The sequence below is a fragment of the Dendronalium phyllosphericum CENA369 genome, assembly GCF_016056275.1.
Lineage (GTDB): Bacteria > Cyanobacteriota > Cyanobacteriia > Cyanobacteriales > Nostocaceae > Dendronalium > Dendronalium phyllosphericum.
The window spans coordinates 1-25,055 of record NZ_JAECZA010000244.1 but is presented as its reverse complement, the minus strand read 5'-3'; the positions used below and the strand labels follow the sequence as shown (position 1 = coordinate 25,055).

At 41.4% G+C, this 25,055-nt stretch carries 23 protein-coding genes; 12 read left to right on the top strand and 11 right to left on the bottom strand.

Annotation, left to right across the window (positions count from 1 at the left end; all coding sequences use genetic code 11):
• Positions 1-107: 107 nt before the first annotated feature.
• Positions 108-896, top strand: a complete 789-nt coding sequence (locus I8752_RS28895; RefSeq protein WP_214435657.1) for a DUF1868 domain-containing protein — start codon at positions 108-110, stop codon at positions 894-896.
• A 140-nt stretch (positions 897-1,036) separates the two neighbouring features.
• Here the strand turns inward: I8752_RS28895 and I8752_RS28890 are convergent, their stop codons facing one another.
• Both I8752_RS28890 and I8752_RS28885 read right to left on the bottom strand, forming a co-directional pair.
• Complete coding sequence (locus I8752_RS28890) at positions 1,037-1,816, bottom strand: RDD family protein (protein ID WP_214435656.1); 780 nt, start codon at positions 1,814-1,816, stop codon at positions 1,037-1,039.
• 20 nt (positions 1,817-1,836) lie between these two features.
• A complete protein-coding gene (locus I8752_RS28885; RefSeq protein WP_214435655.1) occupies positions 1,837-2,745 on the bottom strand; it encodes a DUF975 domain-containing protein in 909 nt (302 codons plus the stop codon).
• Between the two features lie 80 nt (positions 2,746-2,825).
• Between I8752_RS28885 and I8752_RS28880 the strand changes: the two genes are divergently transcribed.
• Together I8752_RS28880 and I8752_RS28875 are read left to right on the top strand one after the other, a co-directional pair.
• Positions 2,826-3,779 carry a stage II sporulation protein M gene (locus I8752_RS28880; protein ID WP_214435654.1) on the top strand — a complete coding sequence of 318 codons (954 nt, stop codon included), beginning with the start codon at positions 2,826-2,828 and terminating at the stop codon, positions 3,777-3,779.
• A 331-nt stretch (positions 3,780-4,110) separates the two neighbouring features.
• On the top strand, positions 4,111-4,608 hold the full coding sequence (locus tag I8752_RS28875) for an Hsp20/alpha crystallin family protein (RefSeq protein WP_214435653.1): 498 nt from the start codon (positions 4,111-4,113) through the stop codon (positions 4,606-4,608).
• A 285-nt stretch (positions 4,609-4,893) separates the two neighbouring features.
• Here I8752_RS28875 and I8752_RS28870 read toward each other — a convergent pair whose 3' ends face one another.
• Entirely contained in the window at positions 4,894-5,112 is a 219-nt protein-coding gene (locus I8752_RS28870) for a hypothetical protein (RefSeq protein WP_214435652.1), read from the bottom strand.
• Between the two features lie 349 nt (positions 5,113-5,461).
• Here I8752_RS28870 and I8752_RS28865 point away from each other — a divergent pair, with 349 nt between their 5' ends.
• The gene (locus tag I8752_RS28865; RefSeq protein ID WP_214435651.1) at positions 5,462-6,757 is read left to right on the top strand and encodes a chloride channel protein; all 1,296 of its coding nucleotides are present in this window, start codon (positions 5,462-5,464) and stop codon (positions 6,755-6,757) included.
• 87 nt (positions 6,758-6,844) lie between these two features.
• Here I8752_RS28865 and I8752_RS28860 read toward each other — a convergent pair whose 3' ends face one another.
• The gene (locus tag I8752_RS28860; protein ID WP_214435650.1) at positions 6,845-7,468 is read right to left on the bottom strand and encodes a Uma2 family endonuclease; all 624 of its coding nucleotides are present in this window, start codon (positions 7,466-7,468) and stop codon (positions 6,845-6,847) included.
• Between the two features lie 383 nt (positions 7,469-7,851).
• Between I8752_RS28860 and I8752_RS28855 the strand changes: the two genes are divergently transcribed.
• The 4 genes from I8752_RS28855 (at position 7,852) to lnt (ending at position 14,371) form a co-directional block, all read left to right on the top strand.
• Positions 7,852-8,346: a hypothetical protein gene (locus I8752_RS28855; protein ID WP_214435649.1), complete on the top strand. Its 495-nt coding sequence runs from the start codon at positions 7,852-7,854 to the stop codon at positions 8,344-8,346.
• A gap of 101 nt (positions 8,347-8,447) precedes the next feature.
• Positions 8,448-9,260 (top strand): HNH endonuclease, encoded by an 813-nt coding sequence (locus I8752_RS28850; RefSeq protein WP_214435648.1) that lies wholly within the window; start codon positions 8,448-8,450, stop codon positions 9,258-9,260.
• Between the two features lie 967 nt (positions 9,261-10,227).
• Positions 10,228-12,810, top strand: coding sequence for a DNA gyrase subunit A (gene gyrA / locus I8752_RS28845; protein ID WP_214435647.1), 2,583 nt, complete (start codon positions 10,228-10,230; stop codon positions 12,808-12,810).
• Positions 12,791-14,371: an apolipoprotein N-acyltransferase gene (gene lnt, locus I8752_RS28840; RefSeq protein ID WP_214435658.1), complete on the top strand. Its 1,581-nt coding sequence runs from the start codon at positions 12,791-12,793 to the stop codon at positions 14,369-14,371. The genes gyrA and lnt overlap by 20 nt, the downstream gene beginning before the upstream one ends.
• A 122-nt stretch (positions 14,372-14,493) precedes the next feature.
• Here the strand turns inward: lnt and I8752_RS28835 are convergent, their stop codons facing one another.
• The 5 genes from I8752_RS28835 to I8752_RS28815 form a co-directional block, all read right to left on the bottom strand.
• A complete protein-coding gene (locus I8752_RS28835) occupies positions 14,494-15,402 on the bottom strand; it encodes a DUF4437 domain-containing protein (protein WP_214435646.1) in 909 nt (302 codons plus the stop codon).
• 129 nt (positions 15,403-15,531) lie between these two features.
• Complete coding sequence (locus I8752_RS28830) at positions 15,532-16,356, bottom strand: alpha/beta fold hydrolase (protein WP_214435645.1); 825 nt, start codon at positions 16,354-16,356, stop codon at positions 15,532-15,534.
• A gap of 22 nt (positions 16,357-16,378) precedes the next feature.
• Positions 16,379-17,767, bottom strand: a complete 1,389-nt coding sequence (gene hisS / locus I8752_RS28825) for a histidine--tRNA ligase (RefSeq protein WP_214435644.1) — start codon at positions 17,765-17,767, stop codon at positions 16,379-16,381.
• 157 nt (positions 17,768-17,924) lie between these two features.
• Positions 17,925-18,371: a DUF3598 family protein gene (locus tag I8752_RS28820; RefSeq protein ID WP_214435643.1), complete on the bottom strand. Its 447-nt coding sequence runs from the start codon at positions 18,369-18,371 to the stop codon at positions 17,925-17,927.
• Between the two features lie 68 nt (positions 18,372-18,439).
• A complete protein-coding gene (locus tag I8752_RS28815) occupies positions 18,440-19,705 on the bottom strand; it encodes a tetratricopeptide repeat protein (RefSeq protein WP_214435642.1) in 1,266 nt (421 codons plus the stop codon).
• A gap of 177 nt (positions 19,706-19,882) precedes the next feature.
• On the opposite strand from I8752_RS28815, the gene I8752_RS28810 reads away from it, so the two are divergent.
• Positions 19,883-20,812 (top strand): SPFH domain-containing protein, encoded by a 930-nt coding sequence (locus I8752_RS28810; RefSeq protein ID WP_214435641.1) that lies wholly within the window; start codon positions 19,883-19,885, stop codon positions 20,810-20,812.
• Positions 20,813-20,815: 3 nt separating this feature from the next.
• Positions 20,816-20,992: a hypothetical protein gene (locus I8752_RS28805; protein WP_214435640.1), complete on the top strand. Its 177-nt coding sequence runs from the start codon at positions 20,816-20,818 to the stop codon at positions 20,990-20,992.
• A gap of 102 nt (positions 20,993-21,094) precedes the next feature.
• Here the strand turns inward: I8752_RS28805 and I8752_RS28800 are convergent, their stop codons facing one another.
• Positions 21,095-21,259, bottom strand: a complete 165-nt coding sequence (locus I8752_RS28800; protein WP_214435639.1) for a hypothetical protein — start codon at positions 21,257-21,259, stop codon at positions 21,095-21,097.
• Between the two features lie 162 nt (positions 21,260-21,421).
• Here I8752_RS28800 and I8752_RS28795 point away from each other — a divergent pair, with 162 nt between their 5' ends.
• Positions 21,422-23,734, top strand: a complete 2,313-nt coding sequence (locus I8752_RS28795; RefSeq protein WP_214435638.1) for an NACHT domain-containing protein — start codon at positions 21,422-21,424, stop codon at positions 23,732-23,734.
• A gap of 141 nt (positions 23,735-23,875) precedes the next feature.
• Here I8752_RS28795 and I8752_RS28790 read toward each other — a convergent pair whose 3' ends face one another.
• The gene (locus I8752_RS28790; protein WP_214435637.1) at positions 23,876-24,547 is read right to left on the bottom strand and encodes a 2OG-Fe dioxygenase family protein; all 672 of its coding nucleotides are present in this window, start codon (positions 24,545-24,547) and stop codon (positions 23,876-23,878) included.
• A 294-nt stretch (positions 24,548-24,841) separates the two neighbouring features.
• Here I8752_RS28790 and I8752_RS28785 point away from each other — a divergent pair, with 294 nt between their 5' ends.
• A complete protein-coding gene (locus I8752_RS28785; protein WP_214435636.1) occupies positions 24,842-25,054 on the top strand; it encodes a hypothetical protein in 213 nt (70 codons plus the stop codon).
• The last annotated feature ends 1 nt before the right edge of the window (position 25,055 follow it).

Sequence of the window (25,055 nt, the reverse complement as noted above, 5' to 3'; positions counted from 1 at the left end):
AGTCCCCAGTCCCCAGTCCCCCAAAAGCTAAATACTTTTTAAATCACTCTGTAAATTTGGGTAATTTTCCCTAAAATCTATCCAGTGAGAGCGCGAGGCTACGAAGATTGGACGACAACTATCAAACTTATCTGAATCGGGTAGCAAGGATGACGCTGCCAGAAGCTTATAGATCCCAAGTTCAGCATATCCAGGAATCTTCTAAATTTCAGCTGAATTCTGGAGCGAGACTTGCTGCACCTTTTCCTGGCTATACGCTAATTACCCCGTGTGCGCCAGAAGAATCGCAAAACTCTACTTTCTATGCTCAATTACAAGTTTACCAGCAGGAACTTTTACAGTTACCTGTAAACAGTGATTTAATTGTCCCTGTTCCTCCTGCTAGCTTTCATTTGACCTTGGCCGACTTGATTTGGGACAGCGCATTCTATCACGCTTGTGAAGAAAATCCTGAATTTGAACAACAATTACGCTCTTGCTGCGCCGAAATATTTCAGCAATATCAACAATCCATAACACGTGGGACTAGTCCGATTTCGTGGCAAATTTTGGGATTGATAGTCATGCCAAGAGCTGTAGGTGTATGTTTAGTACCAAAAGACGAACACTGTTACGAGGAGGTAATTAAATTTCGCCGCACAATTTATCAAAATCCCAAGTTAATAGCTTTGGGTATTGAGCAGCATTATCATTTTACAGCCCACATTACATTAGGCTATTTTGGGGAGGTTTCGCCAGATTTAGATCGTACAAACCTCAGCACCTTGCTTTCTCAGTTGAATCAGCAATGGCTGTTGAATTCTCCAGAATTTTTGATCCACCGCGTCGAACTGCGAAAATTTGACGATATGACGAACTATTATCGCAAACCAGACTGGCCGAGTTTAGATTTCTAGGCTACTGGGGATTGACGACTGGGGACTGGGGACTGGGGATTGGGGATTAGGATTGAGAATAAATTCAGTGGACATTTGAAATTTTTCTCCCTCTGCTTCCCCTGCTTCCCCTGCTCCCCCTGCTTCCTAATCCCCGTTCCCTAATATTCTCTGTGCTGATAGGCAAGATAAATGGCTTCTAAAAAGACATCAGGGGAAACATTTTCTGGCAATTTGTCTAGGTCAATAATTGCTTTAACTTGTTGAGCTAGTTGTTGAGCTAATGTAGTTCTCGCCTTTGCTGACATTGCACCACGCCGCTGCAAATACTCGCGGATTATGGCAAAGTCATCGGGCAACAATGGAGATAAATCGGTAATTTGTAGTAGATACTCATAAAGTGTTTTTGCTTGTTCTGAAATTTTTAAACTCGCTGATGCGGTGAATGTTTGGGTTTGAATTACAATTGTGCCAGCAGCCAAATCACCTAACCGCTTTTCACGGCGAGTAAACATAATTAATAAAGCTCCAATAAACATAACTTCATCAAAAGGTCGCAGTAAGCCACGTAGAGTCGCCTGTTGCAATCCTATCGGTCTACCATCATCCCGAACCACGCGAATTTTAGCAAAGCGTTTGCCAGGAGTTTGACCTTGCCAGATTGTTTCAAAAAAGACAAAATAACCTACATAAATAACAAACCAGGTAATAAAGGCGATCGCCATCAACCAAAAAACCGATCTAGCTCCAAAAATCCTTGTCCAAAAATCTATTAACTGTATTGAAACAACAAGCCAAATAATAAAAAATACTGCTAATGTCACAGCCAAAACATGATAGTCAATTATCAAAGCCCAAGCACGACTACCTATACCAGCGAGAGTAAATTCTAATTCTACACTTTCAGGAGTGCGGAATTTAATATGGTTAAAAAGGTGCATACTAATCTTTATACTGGTGCTTAAATTTCCCGATCGCGTAGCTGCAAACCTAAACCTTCACGGCGGCTCCGCAGGTCATAATAAATAACTGCTTTGATTGCTTGCCAGAAAGGCAAAATGATTGCGTTAAATAAAAATGAAACTAATAATATAAGTAAATAACCTCCAGCAATGAAAAAAATTGCATTTGTAGAGCCATTAATAGCCTCTGATATCAAAGGTTGAATTAATGGTTGGAGAATTCCTCTACTAATTAATTGCACAACTAATTGTAATGGTATTGTAATCAACCCAGCTACGAGAAATATTAAAACAATCCGCCAAGCATTTCCCTTACTTAAATCCCAACTGCGGCTGATAGTTTTTACGGAATCAAGGTTATCTTCAATTGCTATTAACACGTCAGTTATGAAAAACCGTGCCATAAACCAAAAAATAGCAGCCAACGCAGGCAAAAAAATAAGCAAATTTAACAAAGGTAGAATCATTAAAATTGTAAATACTAAAAAAACTCCCAAGAATATTAGAAATAGTAGGATTATAGTAACTACAAAAATCCACAGCCGAGGTTTTACGTGACTATGGGCAGCATTAACAGTTTCTGGTTGATTAATCAATTCACTAAATGCTAACCGTGAGATGGTTGCAGCGTTAACTGAAGATTTACCCAAAGCATATAAATACAAACCTATTCCAATCACCACAAATATTAACCAAATCAAAGGGGAATTATTATTGAAGCGATTCAAATAAAGTAATATCCCAGCAGGTATGAAAAATAAAAAGGGCAGCAGCGACCACAAAGATACTGTTAAAGCCAACAAAAAGTAGGATTTTAGATGAGAGCGATAAAGCCGGAATCCGGCGGTAACTACATTACCCAGGCTGAGAGGCTGCATCGGATTTTGCGGATTGAGGTTTTGTGACATAACGTCAAAATTTCCTTGAAAGTACGGAGGGGAATTTGAGGCTATCTTAAAGTACGTTAAACTCAATATTCCCAAAATTTATGAATATTCAACGTTGGATTGCACGACGAGAACCGAATTGGCAACGGCTAGGTGCTTTGTTAAAACAGGTAGAAACCAAAGGACTAAAGTCACTCTCAGCAACAGAAATCAGAGAATTAGCAAGTTTGTATCGTTCGGTAACGGCAGATTTGGCACGCGCCCGGACACAGCAGGTTGGCAATACTTTGATACAAAGTTTACAATCTCTGACAACTCGTTCTTATACGCAAATTTACCAAGGTTCGCGACGACAGGAATGGCAAGCAGTAGTGGAATTCTATCGTTGGGGGCTGCCATCTGCGATCCGGCAAACATTTCCATACATTGCGACTGCGATCGCGATGTTTCTGTTGGGGGCACTAGTCGCTTGGTGGTATGCGTGGCAAGACCCAACATTTATGTCGCTGATAGTACCTGAAAATTTGATAACTAAAGTACGAGATGAACATAAATTGTGGATGGGGTCAATTGTTGGCATTGAACCTCTGGCATCCAGTGGGATCGCGATCAACAATATCACCGTATCTTTTGCGGCTATTGCTGGCGGGATTACAGCTGGGGTATATACAACTTATTTAATGATATTTAATGGTTTATTGATTGGTGCTGTTGGTACTCTAGTAGGTCAAAATAATCTTGCTTATCCTTTTTGGGCGTTTGTATTTCCCCACGGTTCCCTAGAATTACCTGCCATTTTTTTTGCTGGTGGTGCAGGTCTGTTAATAGCACGAGGAATTTTATTTCCTGGTAAATATCGTCGGGGCGATGCGTTGAAATTTTATGGTTTTCAGGCGGTACAGTTAGTATTTGGCATTGTACCAATGTTGATAATTGCAGGTATCATTGAAGGCTTCTTCTCTCCTAATCCTATTGTGCCAGACCCATTCAAATATCTTTTTGGATTAGGATTATTTGTAATTTTGCTCATGTATTGCAGCCGTAAGCATCCCTAGAGAATTAGAGAGCAGGGGGAGCAGGGGGAGCAGGGGAGGTAAGAATAACAACTAACAACTGACAACTGACAACTGACAACAAACTCTCTATTCAACGCAGATTTGTAACTAATTGTGAATTGTTTGGCGGGTACGGTTATTGCGATCGCTAATGACTACAAAACCGAACCTACTATAATTTAAGTCGATCTAATCTTTGAGATATGAAGCTTGAGATTAAGCTTTTAGAATCAAAAAAGATTCACTTAGAAAAATGCACTGGTTCGCTACCAGTTGGAAGCTTGAAATTGAGCCTCCTCAGACTAAAATAGTCCATCTTAGAGGTGATATTATGGCACTAATTCGCTGGGAACCATTCCGAGACATCGAACGCTTAGAACCATTCCGCCGAGACAGTGAACGTTGGAGCCCGTTACGAGAAATTGACACCTTACAACAGCAAATAAATCGGTTGTTTGATAGGTTAATTCCAACTGATGGCGGTGAAAGGACTGGCTTTACCTTTATTCCTGCTGCTGAACTCAAAGACACTGAAAATGAAATTCTTTTGAGGTTAGAAGTACCCGGTCTAGAGCCAAAAGATATAAGTGTAGAAGCAACACCCGACTCGGTTACGATTACTGGCGAGCGGAAGCTTGAAACTCAGGTTGAAGAAAATGGTGTTACTCGGTCGGAGTTTCGTTATGGCAAGTTTCAACGGGTAATTCAATTACCTTCTTTAGTTGAAAACGACAAAGTACAAGCTGAATACAAAAATGGTATTCTCCACTTAAGCTTACCGAAAGCAGAATCGGAAAAACAAAGAACTGTAAAAGTTAACATTGGTTAATGAAAAACTGGGTGTTGGGAAAATCTTTCCCAATACCTAATACCCAATAATTTTTCCTCTTCTACCAACATTATTTGTCGAAAGTAAAAAGACGCTTTCTCTCAGGGGAAAGTGTCTTTAATACTAGGGAAAAAAGCGAAATCAAAAGAATATTACAGCGGTAGCCACAACCTTTAAGACAGTTGTGATTGCTCAAAGCCTTAAAGCAAGTGGTTTTTACTCAGCACTCAGCACTCAGCACTCAGCACTTTGCTATACATCTACATTCAGCACTACTAAATATCTTTATTCTTCTGTAAATCCACTCATTTCATCGTTGGGTTCGTCCAACATTTCTGGTACTAAAGTTGGGTTACTCCTACGTTCTTGTGGAGACTGTTGCCGAATGACATCATCTATATTCGGAGGGTGTTTGATTTTGTCAAGTACCTCTGGACTTAATTGTGAGGCATCACCTTCTGGATTCATTTTTTCTGCTTGACTGGGAGTTGTTTCTTGATTCATAAATCTAACTTCTAACTTCTTGATTAAGCTTAAAAGATCCTGTTGTCAGGCATACACTATCTTGGGGTTTAAATTTCCATAGCTAGGCAGCGTTCAACAGTTACCACTAATGACTAGGCTAGACTATTCAGTTCGTAATCACCTTCTGGGCTTTTCTGGATGACGAAAGCCTGTATCATGCTGGAGAAACGATCTGAGTAAATAATCGGCAACATCTTTATTTAATTCAGAATTTACTTTTAAGCAAAGCAGCCAAATCAAAAACCTTTCTTAAAGCGGATGACTTGTATCATAAAACCATTATAAATTTTGTATCTTTTGTTTCATTGTTAGAGCTAGGGAATTAATAGTGCTACCAAACAAACGTAATAGCGCCGATCGAAGTCAACGCTGGTCATTTTCTCAACTTTTTGGATTGGTAAGGCGAAATCCTCTAATGATTTCGCGGTGGGTTCTACGCTGGGCAGTTGTGGGGACTATTTGTGGTCTTTTTGCCGGGTTATATTGGAATGTTCTAGAACTGATAACTCACCAACTGCAAAGATTTCAAGGTCTGAGTTTGCTGATAGTAATGCCACTAGCTGGCTTAATTATCGGGTTAGTGATTCATTTTCTCGGTAATCCTGGTGAAATCGCCGTCATTGTGGATAATATTCATTTTCGTGGGGGACGTTTGGATGCGCGCAAAAATCCCTCAATGATTCTCGCTTCTTTGGTCAGCATAGCGGCAGGTGGCAGTGCTGGGCCAGAAGCACCATTGGTACAGGTGACAGGTTCTTTTGGTACTTGGGTTGCCGATCGCCTAAAACTCCAGGGAGAAGATTTGCGATCCATGAGTTTGGCGGCTATGGCTGCTGGCTTCACTGCTTTATTTGGCGCACCTCTCGGCGGTGCGATGTTCGCTTTAGAGATCTTGCACCACCAGCATATTGTGGAATATTACGAGGCTTTGATGCCAGCCATTGTTGCTAGTTGTGCCAGTTATTTGGTGTTTGCAGCAATTACACACTTGGGAATTGCCCCTACTTGGCATTTCCCTGAATACCGCCTACAAAATATCGATGATTTTGCTCTGGCAATTTTGTTTGGTATCATTGGGGCGATCGCCGGATGGATTTTCATTGCCATTTTTCGAGGCTGCGATCGCTTATTTGCAAAAATTCCCGGCCCTATTTATATACGCACAACAATCGCAGGATTAGGACTTGGCAGTTTGGCAGCTTTATTGCCCCTAACCCGTTATTTTGGACATGAAGAATTAGAATCTGTTGTGACTACTAGTTTCTCTGCTATTTTCCTTTTAATTTTGGCCCTTAGTAAAATGACTGCCATCAGTATTACAGTTACAGGAGGCTGGCGCGGTGGATTCATTATCCCGCTGTTTTTCACTGGTGCTTGCATAGGCAAAGCAATAGCAATATTAATTCCCGGACTTAATCCTGCCTTGGGCGCAATCTGTACGATGGCAGCTATCAACGCAGCAGTAACGCGCACACCTATCAGTACAACTCTACTATTATCAAAACTGACTAATTTTAGTCCCCTGACACCAATTCTTTTTGCTAGTTTAATTGGATTTTTTCTCTCTCCCAAAGTTCCTTTAATTGCATCTCAACTCAAGTCTCAACCAGAAATCCCAAATTAAACGCACTTGCAAAATGTGGGTTAGAGCCTAGTTTAGGAATAACTCAAAGGATTATATTTTGATAGTAGTTGTGTTAAACCTTGCTAATCAGTGACTCATTGCAAAAATCTGTTCAGCTGTTAGGGGAATGTTCCTAAACAATCTAGAATCAATTCGATCCTGTCCTCGAAACACCTTTGGAGGTAAATACTCTCCATCTTCAAGTTGGTAGATTGTAATAGTTGGCTGTTTGGGAGAGCCAATGAAGCGAATGCCACCAAAAGCAGCATAATCTACGATGATGTACTCTAAAACGCCTAAGTCTTCATATTCAGCAAGTTTTGTCAGATAGTCGTCTTTCCAGTTGTTGCTAACGACCTCAATGATTCCGGGTGGTGGAATATATGCAGCAGCAGAACTAGAGCTAGTTTTCATCCGCTGCCATTCAACTCTAGCAAATATGACAATATCTGCTTTCCGGCTTTTTTCTTTTTCTGGTGGTGCTGTCTTGAGCCGAACCTGCTTGGACTGGCGCGACACGTAGGGCAGGTCATTTTCTTGGCAGTGATTTTCTAAGTAGGCACACAGCCGCTCGATTAAATCCTCATGATTTGCATTTGGTTCTGATAATGGCACAGGAATCCCATCCAATAGCTCAAACTCTCTGCCTGAACCATCGTCCCAGACAAGAAACTCTTGAAAAGTCAGTGGTTGTCTGACGGTTGCGTACATCGCCCTCGCTCCATTGCTGACGGGTACTTCATTCAATGCTACCAGAAGGAGATACTTGCCAACTTACAATATGGCTTAAAGAATATTTAGATGATATGATTTCCGGCAAATTGAAGGAGGTTAGAAATCAGCCACATTAGATAACCTCATTGCTAAAGTAGAAGCAGATATTGAAGCTAATAGGAAAGATAAAACGCTAAGTATTTGGAATTTTAAAAAGATATAAAAGCGCCTGACACTACTAAGGGCAAAAAAATTTGTACGAAGCTGAATATCTCTACCTAAAAAATGTAAAATAAAGCTATAATTTTTACATTGCAAGCACTTAGTTCTTGCACATAGCTTGCTTAGTTAATAATTTTTCTTAGTTTGCTCGAAAAACAGTGGACTACCAAAGCTTAATACATCAAACAAAGTACGGCGAAGCCGCTAAAGAACTCCAAAAATTATTGGATAGTGAACCCAATGATAATAAGCGCAGGTTACTTGCTATGTGTTTATGGTTCACCGATAAAGCAGAGGATGCTCTACAAGTAATTACACAAATAGAGTACCCTACATTGAGAGACTACCAACTCATAGCTGATATCCACTGGCAGCTAAACAATTGGGACGAAATGGGAATAGCTCTCAGGTCAACACTTCGTATATGTCAGTCTGCTACAAGCTATTATCGTTTAGCTATTGCTGAAAGAAGAGGGCGCTATCTCTATAAAATTGATGCTGCTAGCAAAGAAATAATGCAAGGCTATCTTTCAAAAGCCACTGATTTTGAAGATTGTCCTGTTCAAGCTTATATCTTTTTTGCAGAACTTTGCGAACCAGAAAAATTAGATAGGAAATTGAATATTTTATTCAAAATGTCGAATGGGCTGTAACCAAGCTTTCTAGGAGAGATAAAATTTTCTTAAAATCATATATTGAAATTGTTGAAAAAAGTGATAAACCAACCTGGGAAGAGGTTTGTGAACGTGCAGGGGTGGTATCTCAAAAGATATATGTTGAAAAACTTAATAAGCTGAAACTACTGTTAGTGAATCCAAATCAAAGCTTGATTATTAATACGACGCTTCAAGTTAGTATGCTTGAAGTAGAAAATGTTCGCAAAATTTCACCATCTCTTCGGGTTGATATTTTTCAAAGAGATAATCATACCTGTCAATATTGTGGTCGAACTCCACCTGATATAAAGCTTGTAATAGATCATCTGATTCCTGTAGCGCAAGGTGGTAATGATGACTTTGAAAATCTAGTAACTAGCTGCGAAGAATGTAACTCCGGTAAATCTGCTAAATTGATCAAGGATTTCACTGGTGGATCTAGCAAAGAGGAGTGGTCTAAGCAGATTCGAGCCAAGCGCGTATCTCTACTTAGAGAACGTCGCAAAAGGTTAGACGAAATCCGGCAATGCTGGATGGAGTTGCTAGGACGGAAAAGTTTGTTGGAAAAAGATAATACAGCTATTCATAATTTTATAGAACGTTATGAAGTTGATTGGATAATAGCTGCCATTGGAATTGCAGCACGTAAGGGAATTCAGCATTATGTTAACTATACAGCCGCTATTTTAAAAAATTGGGCTAAAGATGGGCCACCAGAATATTTATCAAATCCAGATGCCGGATTAGCGAAGAAACCTGCAACCCCAAAACAGATAACTTATATTGCTTCACTTCTAGAAAGAGCAGGGCTTAACCTCAATGAAGTCTGCGACAAGGCAGATTTCGATCTACTTACAATGCTAGATGCAAGGAACTTAATTTCAGCCTTAACCCAGGAGGTTGATGATTAGAAATCAATTCCATAGCAATCGCTCTACCTTCTATTTCTTAGATTTCCATTTCCACTTGTTTTTTTGATTTGAACATCTATTATATTGGTCGTTTTTTAAACGTTGATTAGGGGTTTTAATGTTATTTTACAAAGAATTTATGGTTTTTATTTATCTTCGTAGATAATTTTTTAAATTTTATTTGCGATTTTTGGAATTAGTGGTAAGTTACTTTTAAAATCCTTGAGTGCTGACTTACCAGTGCTTCCTAAAAGCAAAGTTATGTACTCTAATTTTTTCGTTTAATCTTTAGTGTACATAGCAGCTTTTTCAGATATGCGAGATATCTTTATGCCATTTGGTACTTTACAAATATCCTCTTATTGGATTTTTTCTCTCTCCCAAAGTTCCTTTAATTGCATCTCAACTCAAGTCTCAACCAGAAATACAAAATTAAGAATTAAATAAAAATGCAAAATTAAAAATTAAGAGTGTAGTAGATTTAAACCTGCCACTGACTGTTCGCCTTTGGCGTTCTCGAAAAGTAGACTATCGAATTGAAAATTTGGTGTGGTGTTTTACTCTTTATTTATCCATCAGTCACACATAATTCAATTTCTAATTCTGGCTCCTGCTTGGCAGTTGCTACAATGCAGATAAACTCGTGCTAGTTATCTCAAATGGTCAGATTCAACTACAAAATTGGCTTTGCAAACCAATACTTCTTCTGAAATCGTTTATTGTTAGAAATGAACATCTTTTTGTGAATTTAGATGATTAATTTAGAATGAGAATAAAGTAACTTTTATTAACTCTTTTACAAGAAGATTTGCGCCGAGATGCTAAAAGTAGGTTTACCAGCATAACCAGACAAAATTGTGTTAGAATTGTAGCAAAATATGGCAATTATTCAAGTAAGATTTGGCATAAATTGGCGCTTTGTCAACTGTAAGGGCTACAATCTACATTTTTTGGAGTTTTTTAGGTTATGACATTCTCACAGGAGAGGATTATCCCCACAGACTTGCGGAACGAAATGTCCCGGTCTTATCTGGAATACGCCATGAGTGTAATTGTGGGTCGGGCGCTGCCAGATGCCAGGGATGGTCTAAAACCTGTGCATCGTCGCATCCTCTACGCTATGCACGAGCTGGGTCTGACTCACGATCGCCCCTTTAGAAAATGCGCCCGTGTAGTAGGGGAAGTGTTGGGTAAATATCACCCCCACGGCGACACGGCAGTATACGATGCCTTGGTGCGAATGGCACAGGATTTTTCCATGCGATCGCCTTTGATTAACGGGCATGGTAACTTCGGTTCGGTAGACAACGACCCCCCGGCGGCAATGCGATACACAGAATGCCGCTTGCAAGCTTTAACTAGCGCCGCCCTCCTGCAAGATATCGAATCGGAAACTGTAGACTTTGCCGATAACTTCGATGGTTCCCAGCAAGAACCGACAGTTTTACCATCGCGTATCCCTCAACTACTGCTGAATGGTTCCTCTGGGATTGCCGTAGGGATGGCAACCAACATCCCACCGCACAACTTAGGCGAATTGATCGACGGCTTGGTGGCACTGATTCACAACCCAGAAATCACCGACCTCCAGTTAATGCAGTACATCCACGGCCCAGACTTTCCCACTGGGGCGCAGATTTTAGGAACGGCAGCAATTAAAGAAGCTTACACCACCGGGCGCGGTTCGATTACCATGCGCGGCGTGGCTAACATTGAAACCATCGAACAGCGGGGAAGACCGGAAAGAGAAGCAATTATCATCACCGAATTGCCCTACCAAACCAACAAAGCAGCCCTGATTGAAAAGATTGCCGAGTTGGTAAATGACAAACGCATCGAAGGAATTGCAGATATTCGAGATGAAAGCGATCGCGATGGAATGCGAATCGTCATCGAACTCAAGCGCGATGCCTATCCCCGCGTAGTGTTGAACAACCTCTACAAGCAAACCCCACTGCAAGCCAACTTTGGGGCGAATATGCTGGCCTTGGTGAATGGCGAACCCCAAATCCTCACCCTTAAGGAATTCCTCAACGTCTTCCTCGATTTTCGCATCGAATCCATAACTAGACGTACCCGCTACGAACTGCGAAAAGCAGAAGAACGCGACCATATTTTGCAAGGATTATTGATTGCTCTAGGGCATTTGGATGCAATTATTAACTTAATTCGTCATGCACCTGATGCACCCACAGCCAAAGGTGAGTTAATAGCGACTTACGGGCTTTCAGAAGTGCAAGCCGACGCAATTTTACAAATGCAACTGCGGCGGTTAACAGCCCTAGAAGCAGACAAAATTCGCCAAGAACACGAAGACTTACAAACGCAGATAGCCGATTTGCAGGATATTTTGGCGCGGCGCGAACGCATACTAGAAATTATTGAAACCGAAATATCGCAAATCAAAACTAGCTTCGCCACACCTCGGCGGACAGTTATTACCCACGCCGAAGGGGAAATAGACGAACGCGACTTGATTGCCAACGAAAAAGCGATCGTTCTGCTGACAGAGCAAGGTTACATCAAACGGATGCCAGTCAACACCTTTGAAGCCCAAAGTCGCGCCACCAGAGGCAAAGCCGCAGCCAAAGTCAAAGACGATGATACCGTTGAGCATTTCTTGACCTGCTGCGACCACGACAGCGTTTTGTTCTTTAGCGATCGCGGTGTCGTCTACTGTCTGAAAGCTTATCAAATTCCCGTAGGTTCCCGTACCAGTCGCGGTACGCCCATCGTGCAAATGCTGCCCATTCCTAGAGAAGAAAAAATCACCTCGATTGTACCTGTTGACGAATTTAGCAGCGACGAATTTCTGGTAATGCTCACTAAAGGCGGCAATATCAAGAAAACTGAATTAGCAGCATTTAGCAACATCAGAGCCAACGGCTTGATTGCAATTTCTCTAGAAGAAGGCGACCAACTCCGCTGGGTGCGACGCGCCAGAGTCGAAGACAGCATAATTATTGGTTCTCGTCAAGGTATGGCGATTCACTTTAGATGTACCCACGAACAACTGCGTCCTTTGGGGAGGGCAACTCGTGGAGTCAAAGCCATGAAACTCAAAAAAGGTGATGAATTGGTGGGAATGGATATTCTCCCCGCAGCCATTCTTGAGACTTTAGATACAGTCGAAGCTGAAGTTGACGAAATCGAGACAGAAGATATCGAGACTAACGAGGAATCTCCAGAAGTACCAGGGAATGGAAATGTCGGCCCTTGGGTATTGGTGATTACCATCGGCGGATATGGCAAGCGCGTACCAGTTGCCCAATTCCGACTGCAAAATCGTGCCGGTCAAGGTTTAATGGCCACAAAATTCAAAAACCGCAAAAACAAAGACCAACTAGCAACCCTAGGCATTGTCAATTGCGACAATGAAATCATGATGGTGACGAATCGCGGTATCATCATTCGTCAAGCTGTAAATGCGATTTCCGTACAATCGCGATCGGCCACTGGAGTGAGAGTACAACGTCTCGATGAAGATGACGCAATCACAGGCGTAGCAATAGTTCCTCCCGATGCAGGCGATGCAGAAGAAGCTGAGTAGTAGAAAGCAGGGGGAGAAGTCGATTTCTTCACTCCCTTTGCTAATTGCTTTATTCAGCGGCATAATTATGGGGCTGACCGTGGCCCCTGTAGGGGCATGGTTCCTCGCTTGGATTGCCTTAGCTCCTCTGTGGGTTTTGGTTGTTACTTCAGGTAAACATAAACCCTCTACTCCCCCTACCCTCTTCGGCTGCGCCTGGGGTATTGGTTATCACGGTGTCGCCTTATCCTGGATTACAGGTATTCATCCCATGACTTGGCTTGGCGTTCCTTGGTGGCCGAGTTTAGCAATTACCCTCTTTTGCTGGGGATTCGTCAGCCTCTATGGAGGCGTATTTGTCGCCATTTGGGCAGCGGTAATGGCGCGTCTTGCCCAGCAAAAAGCAGGAATACGCATTTTAATTGGCACAGCCATTTGGTGTGGTTTAGAAGCCCTTTGGAGTGCAGGACCTTTGTGGTGGAGTTCGCTAGCTTATACTCAAAGTCCGCACGACCTAATTATTTTACATCTCGGTCAAATTTCCGGTACTAGTACCGTTACAGCTGCGATCGCATCTGTCAATGGCTTAATTGCTGAAAGCTGGATAAACCACAAAGAAAAAAACACTTCCTCTGCGTCTGTGCGGTTCGTTAATAGATATTTAGTTACTGCCGCAGGATTATTAATTACTCTACACCTCATAGGCTTAATACTATACATCCGTCCTATCGCCCAACCGCCAGCAGCAGCATTAAAAGTCGGTATCGTTCAAGGCAATATTCCCAACAAAATTAAACTGACTCCCGAAGGATTGCGTCGTGCCATTACAGGTTACACCGATGGCTATTTAACTTTAGTAAATCAAGGTGTAGATGCAGTCCTTACTCCAGAAGGAGCTATGCCTTTTTTCCAGCGCGACTTGCTGGGAACTCCCCTAGTTTCAGCAGTGCGGGAAAAAGGCGTAGTGGCTTGGGTTGGTGCTTTTGGCGAACGGGGAAGCAGCTATACAAATAGTTTATTTACCGTCAGTGGTAACGGTGAAATAGTCAGCCGTTATGACAAAGCTAAACTAGTACCGCTGGGGGAATATATTCCCTTTGAAGGAATTTTAGGTGGGATAATTCAGCGCTTATCACCTCTGGACGAACATCAAGTGCCAGGTTCGCCCAATCAAGTTTTTAACACGCCATTGGGTCAGGCGATCGTTGGTATTTGTTACGAATCGGCTTTTCCCGAACAATTTCGCCGTCAAGCTGCGGCAGGTGGGCAATTTATCCTCAGTTCTTCTAATGATGCCCATTACAGTGCGCCCATGCCATTGCAGCACCACGCACAGGATATCATGCGGGCAATCGAAACCGATAGATGGTCGGTACGGGCAACTAACACAGGATATTCAGCTTTTGTCGATCCTCACGGCAGAACCTTGTGGATATCTGGATATAATATCTACGAAACTCATGCCGCAACTATTTATCGACAGCAAACAAAGACTTTTTACGTGCGTTGGGGTGATTGGTTAACACCTTTATTGTTAGGGTTGAGTGTTTTAAGCTGGGGAATTGTAATTCGTAATTCATGAGAAAGTTGTGGTTTTGGATACTACTTCTTCATCGCGGATTTGCTACGATATGGGTTCAATCATGTATGTTATTTGAAAAGACCTTCTGGTAATCCACACAAAAACCCTGCTGCTTATCAAAGCTATGCATCTTGAGGTGCATATGACAAGACTGTTGACACTTGCGATAAGTCCCTATCAACTCTGACAAAGAACAAGCCGCCATCATCTGTAATGTGCCTGGGAAGAGTGCTATAGCTAGGACAATACCAATAATGATCTTTTACGATTCGGTAATCTCCGACATCACAATAGCCCGTTAAACAGTACCCTTCCTCGTTGTACGGCTGTATCATTTGATACTTATTATCAAAATGTGGCAAGATAGTAAGCAACCATACTCCACCTCCGTTACTATCCTTCCTTAGCCACTTCTTATTTGCTTGCACAAACTGAACTGTATCAGCTTTACCCCACGGTAATAATTTACTATCCAATGCTGGAATAAAGTCACACACCTTCGCATCCGGATGATTATCTTGTGCATTTTTATACTCTAGTGGAACAGAACCATTTTCCATCCAGAGAATTTCAGCTTCCTCACCACCTAGTACTTTCCAAGAACCTATTCTTACACCTGCGGGGATAAAAGAGTAGCCATGCTTGCTTAACTGCCATTCACCCAGTTGTATTTTACCCTTAATTACAAAAATTTCCAGATCGGCAGTGAATATTCCAGATGGGGCCTCAAACTGCGGTGGTAAAACCACTCTTGAAGTTGATGCACCAGAGTCTTGCCACGTTAGCAATCGACGGCTTCCAGGTGGTACACTTTCTGGCATTCCATCGATTTGCCACCCTTGCTTTTCTAGTACAGTATTTGTGTCAAAGAACTGGTACTGTCGAGGTAGGTATTCTTTCGCGATCGCTGTGCGCCTTCCTGATAAATTCATGCGCCCTCTACCGTCTCCACCCCAATCCTCTTTTACAGAGGCTATATGCAAAAAGTTATCAGCCTCTTGTTCGCGTACAGAATTGTCTTTATTTTCCATGTATTTAGGACTCACACAATCAATCTTAGAATCGTACAAGGCGTTAACAAAGGAATGTATCTATCTATACAATATAAATTGACTTTTAATACTGATTCTGATTTTTTTGGCAACCTGCTGTCTAAAATTTTAGATATGTGTATCATCGAGAAAATTGATTACTACCTGCGATATTTCTTCAGGTATTTGGTTCATCATGCAGATTGTCCCGCCTTCAATTTCAACCACCTTGCTATGAGGGATTGCTTGAGAAACAAAATATCTGTTTTCTACCTTGGCTAAACCCAGCCTATCAAATGTTTTCATATCTTCAGTTCCACACATAATCAAGGTAGGAGACTTTATTAACTGAAATCTTTTTGGCGCTTCCAAACAGTAGTTTTGTATAGCCCAAACAGCATATAAAGGATAGCCAGAACATTTTAAATCGTCTAAAATCCAACGTTGATTCAATTCTGGAGAGCCGACATATTGTGCGCGGGCTGACCATCTTTCCATAAGATGAGAGCCATCTGTTTTTATTTTAAAACCATCAGAAAATCTCCTATATAAGACTTCTTTTCCTGTTTCATCAAAACCAAACGCATTCGCTAATATTAGTTTATCTACTTTTTCAGGATATGCCGCAGCTACTTCTCCCGCGACAAAAGCACCTGTATGGTTTCCCAAGATGCTTGCACTTGAAATATTTAATTCTTCTAAAAGGGCTATGACTGTTTTTGCATAGTCTTCAACAAAGTACATTCTAGGCGGCTTGTCGGAATCACCTAATCCTAATAAGTCCATAGCAATAACACATCTTTTCTGAGCAAAAATAGGCATTAACTCACGAAATTCGTCACTGCTTCTAGGCTGTTGATGAAGTAAAAGCAGAGGTTCTCCCTCGCCAGCAATTCGGTAAAGAATTTGTCCATCTTCAGTGTCTAAAAAAGCTCGCTTGATTGGTTTATTCATTGCACCCCGATCGATTTAGGATTTACGTCAGCCTGCGTTTAACTTCTTCAGCCAAATTATCCAGCGCTACTTCTACTTGTTCGCCTGTTTTTAAATCTTTGAGAGAAGACTTTTGCGCTGCTGCTTCTTGGGAACCAATAATAACGCAAAATTGAATTCCTTGTTTATCTGCTAACTGGAACTGCTTACCTAATGGACGCTTATCAAAGTTAGTTATAACATTAATTCCAGCTTGACGCAGATTTTGTGACACTTTTAAATAAGTAGGCATCAAATCATCTTGCATATTCATTATCATTACCTGGGCAGGTGTGGCAGCCAAGGTATTAAGAATACCAGCTTTAAGCAAGCGGCTAATTAAGCGAGTTAAGCCAATGGAAATACCCACTCCAGGCATTTTTTCACCTAAAAATGTTCCTACTAATTCTTCATATCTGCCACCAGAGCAAATACTACCTAAAGCTTCGTGTCCTAATAAAGTTGTTTCGTAAACTGTACCTGTATAATAATCAAGTCCACGAGCGATCGCTAAATCAATACAAAAACGATTATCAGCAACGCCAAGATTGCGAACGCCTGTAATTACTGTTTCTAGTTCGGTAACTCCGAGGCTAAATTGCTCTGATTCTGGCAAGTTTTGAGCAAGGTGTTTAAGCTTATCTAACACTTCGTCAACATTGCCATCAATTTTAATAAAATCAATAATTTTTTGAGTTTGCTCTGTGAGAATACCATCTGCTTCTAAATGCTGTTTTACCTTACTCTCACCGACTTTCTCTAAAGTATCGATGATACCAATGCAGGTTTTAATTTTGGTTTTTGCAATTCCTACTGACTGAAAAAAACCTGTGAGTATTTTACGATTATTGATGCGAATCAGAAAATCCCCAATATTAACTGCTTCAAATATCTCAGTGATAATTGCAGGCATTTGAGCATCGTAAAGTAAGCTGAGTTCGCGACGGGCAACTACATCAATATCGCACTGTCGAAATTGGCGGAAACGCCCATCTTTTGCTCGTTCTCCTCGAAAAACTACATCCATTTGATAACGAGCAAAAGGAAAGGTTAATTCATTGAGGTGACGGGCAATATACGCTGCTAAAGGAACTGTTTGATCGAATTTTAAAGCTCTAGCTTCTGAACCAGTTTCACCTGCCTTATCTTTTTCTGCTTGTCTATTTGGTGGCAGGATGGGATCGATACCATAAATGATATTATCACCTTGATTACCTTTAGCTTGCAGTACTTCTAAACGTTCTACTGCGGGGGTTTCGATGGGTGTAAAGCCATAGCTTTCAAAAACTCTACGAATGGTATCTAGTAAATAAACTTCTAAGCGCTTTTCGCCAGGAAGAAATTCTGGAAAACCACTGGGAGTTGAAAAATTTATTTTGTCTGCTTTTGCCATGCCTTTACCTTTACCGATTTAAGATTTTAGATTAGAAAGAGCAATCTAAGATATAGATTACCGAATTTATTTACTCAAAAAATAGTGCGCTAATGAAGTGTAACGCACCTGTAGAGTTAAGATTTACTTTATCGAGCATCTTTGAGCGTTGAAATTATTATCTTAGCCGTTCTTCTTGGATTAAGGTGCGCTGAAATATTTGATGATTTTTTAACCAGTGCCAAGTACGAGCACGATAGTTATTGCAAGGACTAATTAGTATCATTTCATATAAGGACATCTCCGGCATTCCCTTATATGAAAAATGCAAAATAACGGTGGAATCATCAGCTTCCCAAGCTCTCCCTTGAATACGATTGGTATCAAACAAAAGGTTTTTATCGCTATACGTTCCAGGGAAATCATACTCCTCTGTTTTACCATCAGCCCACTTGTAGCGGTTAATTTGATGGTAAGGATGAGGACTGTTTTCTGGAAACTGGCAGGTTAAGTGAGATTCATACTTATCGAGAATTTTTCCTGCTGTATCAACCAATGTATATGTGCCTACCCAATCTCCTTCATGGCGGATAAGCACAGGCATTTCTTCTCGTATATTAGACATTTTACAACTCCTTCATCTTAAATTTGATGACTGATTGTCAGATATACGAGACAATGTACAACAATTTCTTACCTGCCGCGATCGCGTTCCAAATCTTCGATCGCTTTTTGCAAATACCACTCGTCTGTCATCCCCGGATAGTACTCTCGCTTCTGTTCGATCAATCGCTGGGCAATTTCCCAATATCCCCCAACTAATCGCAAAAGTCGCTGACGTAATAAGTTATACTTTTGCTGTTTTGATTCCGGATGAGATGTCTGAATTTTTTTAAGGTTATTTAAGACTTGGTGGTAATTATCCCAGTCTTCTTGTTCGCAGTAAATACTAGCCGCTCGTTGATAATCTGCTACAGCCTGTGGCATTTCTTCTAAAAAAGTATAAGCGATGCCGCGATTGTAATAAGCTTGAGCATCGTCGGGATTGATTTGCAGCGCTTGGGTGTAGTCAGCAATAGCACCGAGATAATCGCCTGCTGCTCGATAAGCATTGCCTCTAGCAACATAGACTAAGGCATCTTCGGGTTGAATCTGGAGTGCTTGGTTAAAATCTGCGATCGCTCCTTGATTATCTCCCAAAAGAGAACGGGCTTTGCCGCGATTGCGATAAACAACGGCATCTTGAAAGTTTAGTTGCAGTGCTTGGTTAAAGTCTGCGATCGCCTCTTGATAATTCCCCATTTTGCAGCGTACCACGCCACGACAGCAATAAGCTTGGGCATCTTGAGAATCGGCTTGCAATACCCAGTTTAAATCTGCAATGGCTTCGCGGGTGTCTCCCTTTTCTGCTTTTTCTAATAGCTGCGTGAAATAGGCATTTGTAGTGATGATGGGCGCACTCGTGGAAGTTTGTTGCTGTACTGGTTTTTCTGGCGGTTGTAACTGTTTAATTTTTTCTAAACACAGCCGACAATTTTCTTTATCTTTTTGTGCTAAATATAATTCTGCTGCTTTTTTAAAGCTAGCGATCGCATCTTGAATATACCCTTGTTTGCGCCGTACTATTCCCCGCAGATTGTGAGCTGCTGCATAATGGGGATTAAGACGAATTGCGCGATCGACATCTTCAAGCGCCCCTGGTAGGTTTTTGAGTACTACCCTGGCTAATCCTCGATAATAATTAGCTTCTACACTATCAGGATAAAAGTTGAGAGCCTGAGTGTAATCAGAAACAGCTTGGTGAATTGCTCCTGAGTCATAATATGCCAAACCTCGCTGTAAGTAAGCTTCGGCGGAGTAAGGTGTCAATTGCAAAGCATGGCTAAATTCCTCAATGGCTCCAGCGTAGTCTTTTTGTTTCGCTTTTTCTATTCCCCTATTGTAAAAGTCGTCATTCATGGCATTTGTTTTAGTTGAATCAACTAGTTGAATTCCTAAATCTCAAGAAAAATTTGTCATATAGATTTATCATAAAACCTTCCAAAAGGAGCTATTGAGCAAGAACAAGTCTATGCGATAGCGCTATCTTATATCAGAATGATATCATATTAATATCAAATTGGCATGATAAAGACTATGGAACAAAAAATCAAGGAATTTCCAGCATTCAAGGTCAACGGCTTCATCATGTTAGCTGTGGTAGTCACGCTCGCGCTCTTTGGAGGGTGGTATTTAGTATCTCGTGTGCAGGGGTTAGAAGCTTTACTGGCAAGAGGCCTGAAAGTTGCCGATTTTATTAGTGGTGACGAGTTTTTTGTTTGGTTGATTGCTACACTCTTGGTTGTTGTCATCCCGTCACTGTCGGGCTTTTTTAGTGTTGAGCCTAATCAAGCGGTAGTATTGGTGTTGTTTGGCAAATACGTGGGAAGCGTTCGAGAATCTGGCTTCTGGTGGACAAATCCCTTCGTTAGCAAGCAAAAGATTTCGCTACGGGTTCGCAACTTCAACAGCAAAATCATCAAAGTCAATGATGCCGAAGGAAGTCCGATTGAAATTGCGGCAGTTGTCGTTTGGCAGGTTTTCGATTCAGCTAAGTCAAAGTTTGCAGTGGATGATTACTCTGAATTTGTCGCCATTCAAAGTGAAACCGCCATTCGGTCTTTAGCCATTCGATATCCCTACGACAGTTCAGATGAAACAGAAGCCCCTTCACTGCGGGGAATTCCTGATGAAATCGCTCACGCCTTGCAAAAAGAACTCCAAGCCCGTTTGGAAGTAACGGGTGTAGAAGTGATTGAAGCACGGCTCTCGCATCTCGCCTATGCACCAGAAATCGCTCAAGTGATGCTGCGACGACAGCAAGCAAAAGCCTTAATTGATGCGCGACGGCAGATTGTTGAGGGTGCAGTGGGGATGGTGAATGAAGCGTTGAATCGTCTCAGTACCGAACAAATGGTTAATTTGGATGACGAGCGCAAAGCTTCTATGATTAATAACTTGTTGGTTGTCCTCACCTCTGAGCAAACCGCCCAACCCGTTATCAATGCTGGAACGCTTTATAACTAAAAAATGGGACAAAAAAAACGATTTTTGTTACGTCTGGATGAGAGACTTTACGAGGTAGTAGAGAAATGGTCAGCAGATGAACTAAGAAGTGTAAATGCACAGATTGAGTATCTGTTAACTGAAGCTGTGAAGAAATCAGGACGTTGGAAAGAAGACAAGGGAAAATCACAGCAGGAGTGACGAAATATATAAATTTTTCATTAGATGATTACATAGTTAGCATAAGTCAAAAAATTGGCGATCGCGCATTTGCTAGCTAACTTGAGCGCGATCGCACTTTGGTTAACGTTTGTTTGCTTTTATTAACATGGCGATAGATAGCAGTGTTGTTTTAATTAAAAAAGCGATCGCTAAAATAATTGTCGTCGTTGAATCGCCTTGAGTTGGCTGTGGTGGAGTAGATATAACAGGTACTTCGGTATGAGTCTGTACAGTTGGGTGAATCATGGAAAATCATCTCTTTGAAATTTGCTATATCTACTGTCGCAACTGGGTTTGAGAGCTTTTTCCACGACTTTTACTGACATAGCCTGACATGGGCTGACTTAGTTCTCAAAGCGAGCTAATGTTATTTGCTACACTAGCTTACAAGTATTGTGGAAACTAGCAATGCAGCCGCTTCCGTGTAATTTTTTAACTCGAATTGCCCAAAAATATCAGCTGTCTAAAGAACAAGAGGACGCATTTGTTGAGATTTATCACCGGGGGGATGATGAACTAGAGGCGGCTGAGGCTTTAAGTATTTCTCAAAGTGCTTTTCGGACGCGCATGACTGGGGTTTATGAAAAATTTCAGATTGCAGGCAAAGGCCCTGGTAAGTTTTATCGGCTGCAAGTATTTTTGATTGGTGAGTATCAAAAAACAGGTCAAAAGCTACCGCCTGAGAAGACAAGCACTGAAATTTACATCCAAACACTAGTTAAAGAAGTTCGTGAGTTTGTTGCATCTAGTATCTGCGAACGGTGCGGTAAGATGCGCGTTTTGGATATGGAACAACCGATTGGTTTAGCGTCCATCTACACCAGTGTCAATATTCTAGAAAAAGTCACAGGACGGCAACGGTTAAAGATTGCAGACTTATTCGAGAGATGTGGAGCGGAAGATGTTGAGCGGTTTGGATTAACGCCAATCAAAGAACAGCGGATTGATGGACTAGAAGCAGTAGCACAACACAAGAAATTGATGGTATTAGGTAAGCCTGGAGCAGGAAAGACGACGTTTTTAAAACGACTGGCAATGCTCTGTGTGGAGCAGCACTTTCAAGCTCACCGAGTACCTATTTTTATCACGCTCAAAGCATTTGCAGAAACATCTGGACGACCAAGTTTGTGGGAGTATTTACCTCAAAGTTTTGCACTGCATCAAACTGCCAACCCACCCGCAGAACTGATTACTAAGCTGCAAGTCATTCTGGAAGAAGGACAAGCCCTCATCCTCTTGGATGGTTTGGATGAGGTGCGAGACATAGACAGTCAGCGGATTATTGACGAGATTCAAAGATTTGCTACCCAATTTCATCTCAATCAATTCGTGATGACTTGCCGGATTGCGGCACGAGAGTATACTTTTGAGCAATTCACTGAAGTTGAGGTCGCAGACTTCGATGATGATCAAATTTTTGATTTCGTAACGAAGTGGTTTACAACCAAGCAAGACCCTATAAAAGCAGAAACTTTTATTCAAAAGTTAGAAACAGATAAACGCATCCGCGAATTAGCAACCAATCCACTTTTACTGACGCTATTGTGTTTGGTTTTTGAGGATGCAGCGGATTTTCCCACAAATCGGTCTGAGCTATACGAAGAAGGTTTAGATGTATTGTTGAAAAAGTGGGATGCCAAGCGTAACATTGAGCGCGATCGAGTCTACAAAAAACTGTCGCGCCAGCGCAAAGAAGATTTGCTAAGCCATCTAGCTTACACATTTTTTGAGCGCGGTGAGTATTTTTTTAAGCAACAGATAGCGATTAATCGCATTATTCAGTTCATCCGCAATGCGCCCAACACGAGTCAGGATGATAAAAATTTAGAACTTGATGGGTTGGCAGTGTTGAAATCTATTGAGGCACAGCATGGCTTACTCATTGAACGAGCGCGAGGTATTTATTCGTTTTCTCACCTAACGTTTCAAGAATATTTCACTGCACGACAGATCAAAGAACAGCGAAGTGATGCTCTTTTGGAAGACTTAGCCAACCATGTGGCAGAAAAACATTGGCGTGAAGTTTTTCTATTAACGGTGGGTATGTTACCTGATGCAACTCGGTTGCTGCAATTAATGAAAGCGAAAACCGATCGGATTTTAGCGGGCGATTTCAAACTTCAGCAGTACTTGAATTGGGTGATACACAAATCCAATTCGGTTGATGTACCTTACAAACCTGCTGCGGTTCGCGCTTCCTATTTTGCCTTTGCTCACGCCCTCGATCTCGACCTCAACCTCGCCCACGCCCTCGACCTCGACCTCGACCTCGCCCACGCCCTCGACCTCGAACTCGATTTCGACCGCGACCTCAACCTCGACCGCGACCTCGATCAGTCCCTCGATCTCAACCTCGCCCACGCCCTCGACCTCGCCCTCAAACTCAAAGATCGCAATCTACAGCACAACCTGCAAGAACTGAGCGATCAACTACCCGATACCTCTTGGGAAAATCGTGAGCAATTTAAAATATGGTGGAAGGCAAATGGACAAGCTTGGACAAACCAACTCCGAACCATCATGATTGAGCATCGCAATATTGGGCATGACTGGCAATTTAGCAAGGAAGAAAAAGAGCGATCGCAACAGTATTACGATGCAAACAAGCTGTTGGTCGATTGTATGAATAGTGAGTGTTATGTCAGTCCAGAGGTGAGACAGGAAATTGAGGCGACATTGTTGTTACCAATTGCTGAAATCGAAAAGCGTCAGCAAGCTTAACGCCCACACAAAGCTTGATTTTTGAGTATAGCTGAGTGAAGCGATCGCCCTTGTAAATAAGCAGCAATCGCCATTCAGCCATACAACAATTCGGCTTTTTGAAAGCAAGTTTCTCCTAATAATTTTAGTTACCAGAAGTAATTATGCTTCAATAAGTAAACTAGGCGAAGTTAGAACGAAAACATCTCTAGTTCCTTGAGCTTTAATCTGCGGTTTTATCGGAGTAGTAAAGTGGAGAAAATCATGGTCGTTGACTAATAATAGTTCTCCCGGACTGAGAATTTTACTAAATACAGGTTTCTCTTTTTTCGCAGTATATAAATGTGTTTCTCCACCTTGAATATTTTCTCTATCAACCGAGAATATTCCGATAAAATCAGTACCATCTTTATGGATACCTTCAGGGGCTGGATTCCCCATATTATCAGGCGAACAGGTAGTTCTAATTTGATGAACTCCTATTTCCGCTTCTGGGTGAAGTTTACAAGAATCACTAAATGCTAAAACAAGGTTTTTAAAGATATCAAGTTCTACAAGTGCATCATCTAATTCTGAAAACTCTCTTTTAATATCTCCCACTAATGGATTGTACTCTTTAGGTTGGAAGAGATATCCATGAGGTAGTTTAATAACGCAATCGCCTGACACTACAAACCGAGATAATCTTCTTAAGCGATAGTCTCCTTTAATGTAAGGATCGACAGGCAAATTGTTAAAAAATGGTTTAAAACCTTCTGTATTGATTGAATTTACCTTTCTTAGGGTAAATAGAAAGGCATATTCTAATTCCGTTGCTTCCCATACTTTTTGCATAGGATTTACCTCATTGCAGTTTCAACCCTCCCGAAGTTTTTTGTAGGAGGCTTATACCACTAAGTGTATGCTACTTTTTATTAAAGTGTCGTTAAATTGACTACAGAAATTGACAATTTGTGATATTGAAATTAGCTCAAATGGAAGAGGTAATAGAGCGTGAAAATGTCTTTCCTTCAAGGGGCGACAAACGCCTCTAAACCTAGCCAGATAAAGGTTTGAGAGGCACAGACCCCTTAACAAATGTGGGTACTTATTGAGAATGAACTGTACAGTTATTAAGCAGCTACCTGTATGGTACAGTTTAATGGTAAAAAAGAACGGTCTCGTAATTTAATTAAGACCGTCGTCATAATGCTGGCATCATTCTACCAAAACTTTTTAGAAAAATACCTAAATAAAGCACAGTTAATCACTCTGAAAATGTTGGTGTGGTTGTTACAAAATCAGAAACAGGTGAAGATAGAAAGACAAACAAGAAAAGGAAGCTTGGTATTTATTAACTAAT

What these genes read in the sequence shown, in the direction of transcription:
- I8752_RS28815 (WP_214435642.1), bottom strand. Translation starts at nt 19,705, where the DNA reads ATGAATGACGACTTTTACAATAGGGGAATAGAAAAAGCGAAACAAAAA.
- hisS (WP_214435644.1), bottom strand. Translation starts at nt 17,767, where the DNA reads ATGGCAAAAGCAGACAAAATAAATTTTTCAACTCCCAGTGGTTTTCCA.
- I8752_RS28875 (WP_214435653.1), top strand. Translation starts at nt 4,111, where the DNA reads ATGGCACTAATTCGCTGGGAACCATTCCGAGACATCGAACGCTTAGAA.
- I8752_RS28860 (WP_214435650.1), bottom strand. Translation starts at nt 7,468, where the DNA reads ATGTACGCAACCGTCAGACAACCACTGACTTTTCAAGAGTTTCTTGTC.
- I8752_RS28785 (WP_214435636.1), top strand. Translation starts at nt 24,842, where the DNA reads ATGGTACAGTTTAATGGTAAAAAAGAACGGTCTCGTAATTTAATTAAG.
- I8752_RS28795 (WP_214435638.1), top strand. Translation starts at nt 21,422, where the DNA reads ATGCAGCCGCTTCCGTGTAATTTTTTAACTCGAATTGCCCAAAAATAT.
- I8752_RS28870 (WP_214435652.1), bottom strand. Translation starts at nt 5,112, where the DNA reads ATGAATCAAGAAACAACTCCCAGTCAAGCAGAAAAAATGAATCCAGAA.
- I8752_RS28880 (WP_214435654.1), top strand. Translation starts at nt 2,826, where the DNA reads ATGAATATTCAACGTTGGATTGCACGACGAGAACCGAATTGGCAACGG.
- I8752_RS28820 (WP_214435643.1), bottom strand. Translation starts at nt 18,371, where the DNA reads ATGTCTAATATACGAGAAGAAATGCCTGTGCTTATCCGCCATGAAGGA.
- gyrA (WP_214435647.1), top strand. Translation starts at nt 10,228, where the DNA reads ATGACATTCTCACAGGAGAGGATTATCCCCACAGACTTGCGGAACGAA.
- I8752_RS28890 (WP_214435656.1), bottom strand. Translation starts at nt 1,816, where the DNA reads ATGCACCTTTTTAACCATATTAAATTCCGCACTCCTGAAAGTGTAGAA.
- I8752_RS28885 (WP_214435655.1), bottom strand. Translation starts at nt 2,745, where the DNA reads ATGTCACAAAACCTCAATCCGCAAAATCCGATGCAGCCTCTCAGCCTG.
- I8752_RS28805 (WP_214435640.1), top strand. Translation starts at nt 20,816, where the DNA reads ATGGGACAAAAAAAACGATTTTTGTTACGTCTGGATGAGAGACTTTAC.
- I8752_RS28810 (WP_214435641.1), top strand. Translation starts at nt 19,883, where the DNA reads ATGGAACAAAAAATCAAGGAATTTCCAGCATTCAAGGTCAACGGCTTC.
- lnt (WP_214435658.1), top strand. Translation starts at nt 12,791, where the DNA reads ATGCAGAAGAAGCTGAGTAGTAGAAAGCAGGGGGAGAAGTCGATTTCT.
- I8752_RS28830 (WP_214435645.1), bottom strand. Translation starts at nt 16,356, where the DNA reads ATGAATAAACCAATCAAGCGAGCTTTTTTAGACACTGAAGATGGACAA.
- I8752_RS28800 (WP_214435639.1), bottom strand. Translation starts at nt 21,259, where the DNA reads ATGATTCACCCAACTGTACAGACTCATACCGAAGTACCTGTTATATCT.
- I8752_RS28790 (WP_214435637.1), bottom strand. Translation starts at nt 24,547, where the DNA reads ATGCAAAAAGTATGGGAAGCAACGGAATTAGAATATGCCTTTCTATTT.
- I8752_RS28835 (WP_214435646.1), bottom strand. Translation starts at nt 15,402, where the DNA reads ATGGAAAATAAAGACAATTCTGTACGCGAACAAGAGGCTGATAACTTT.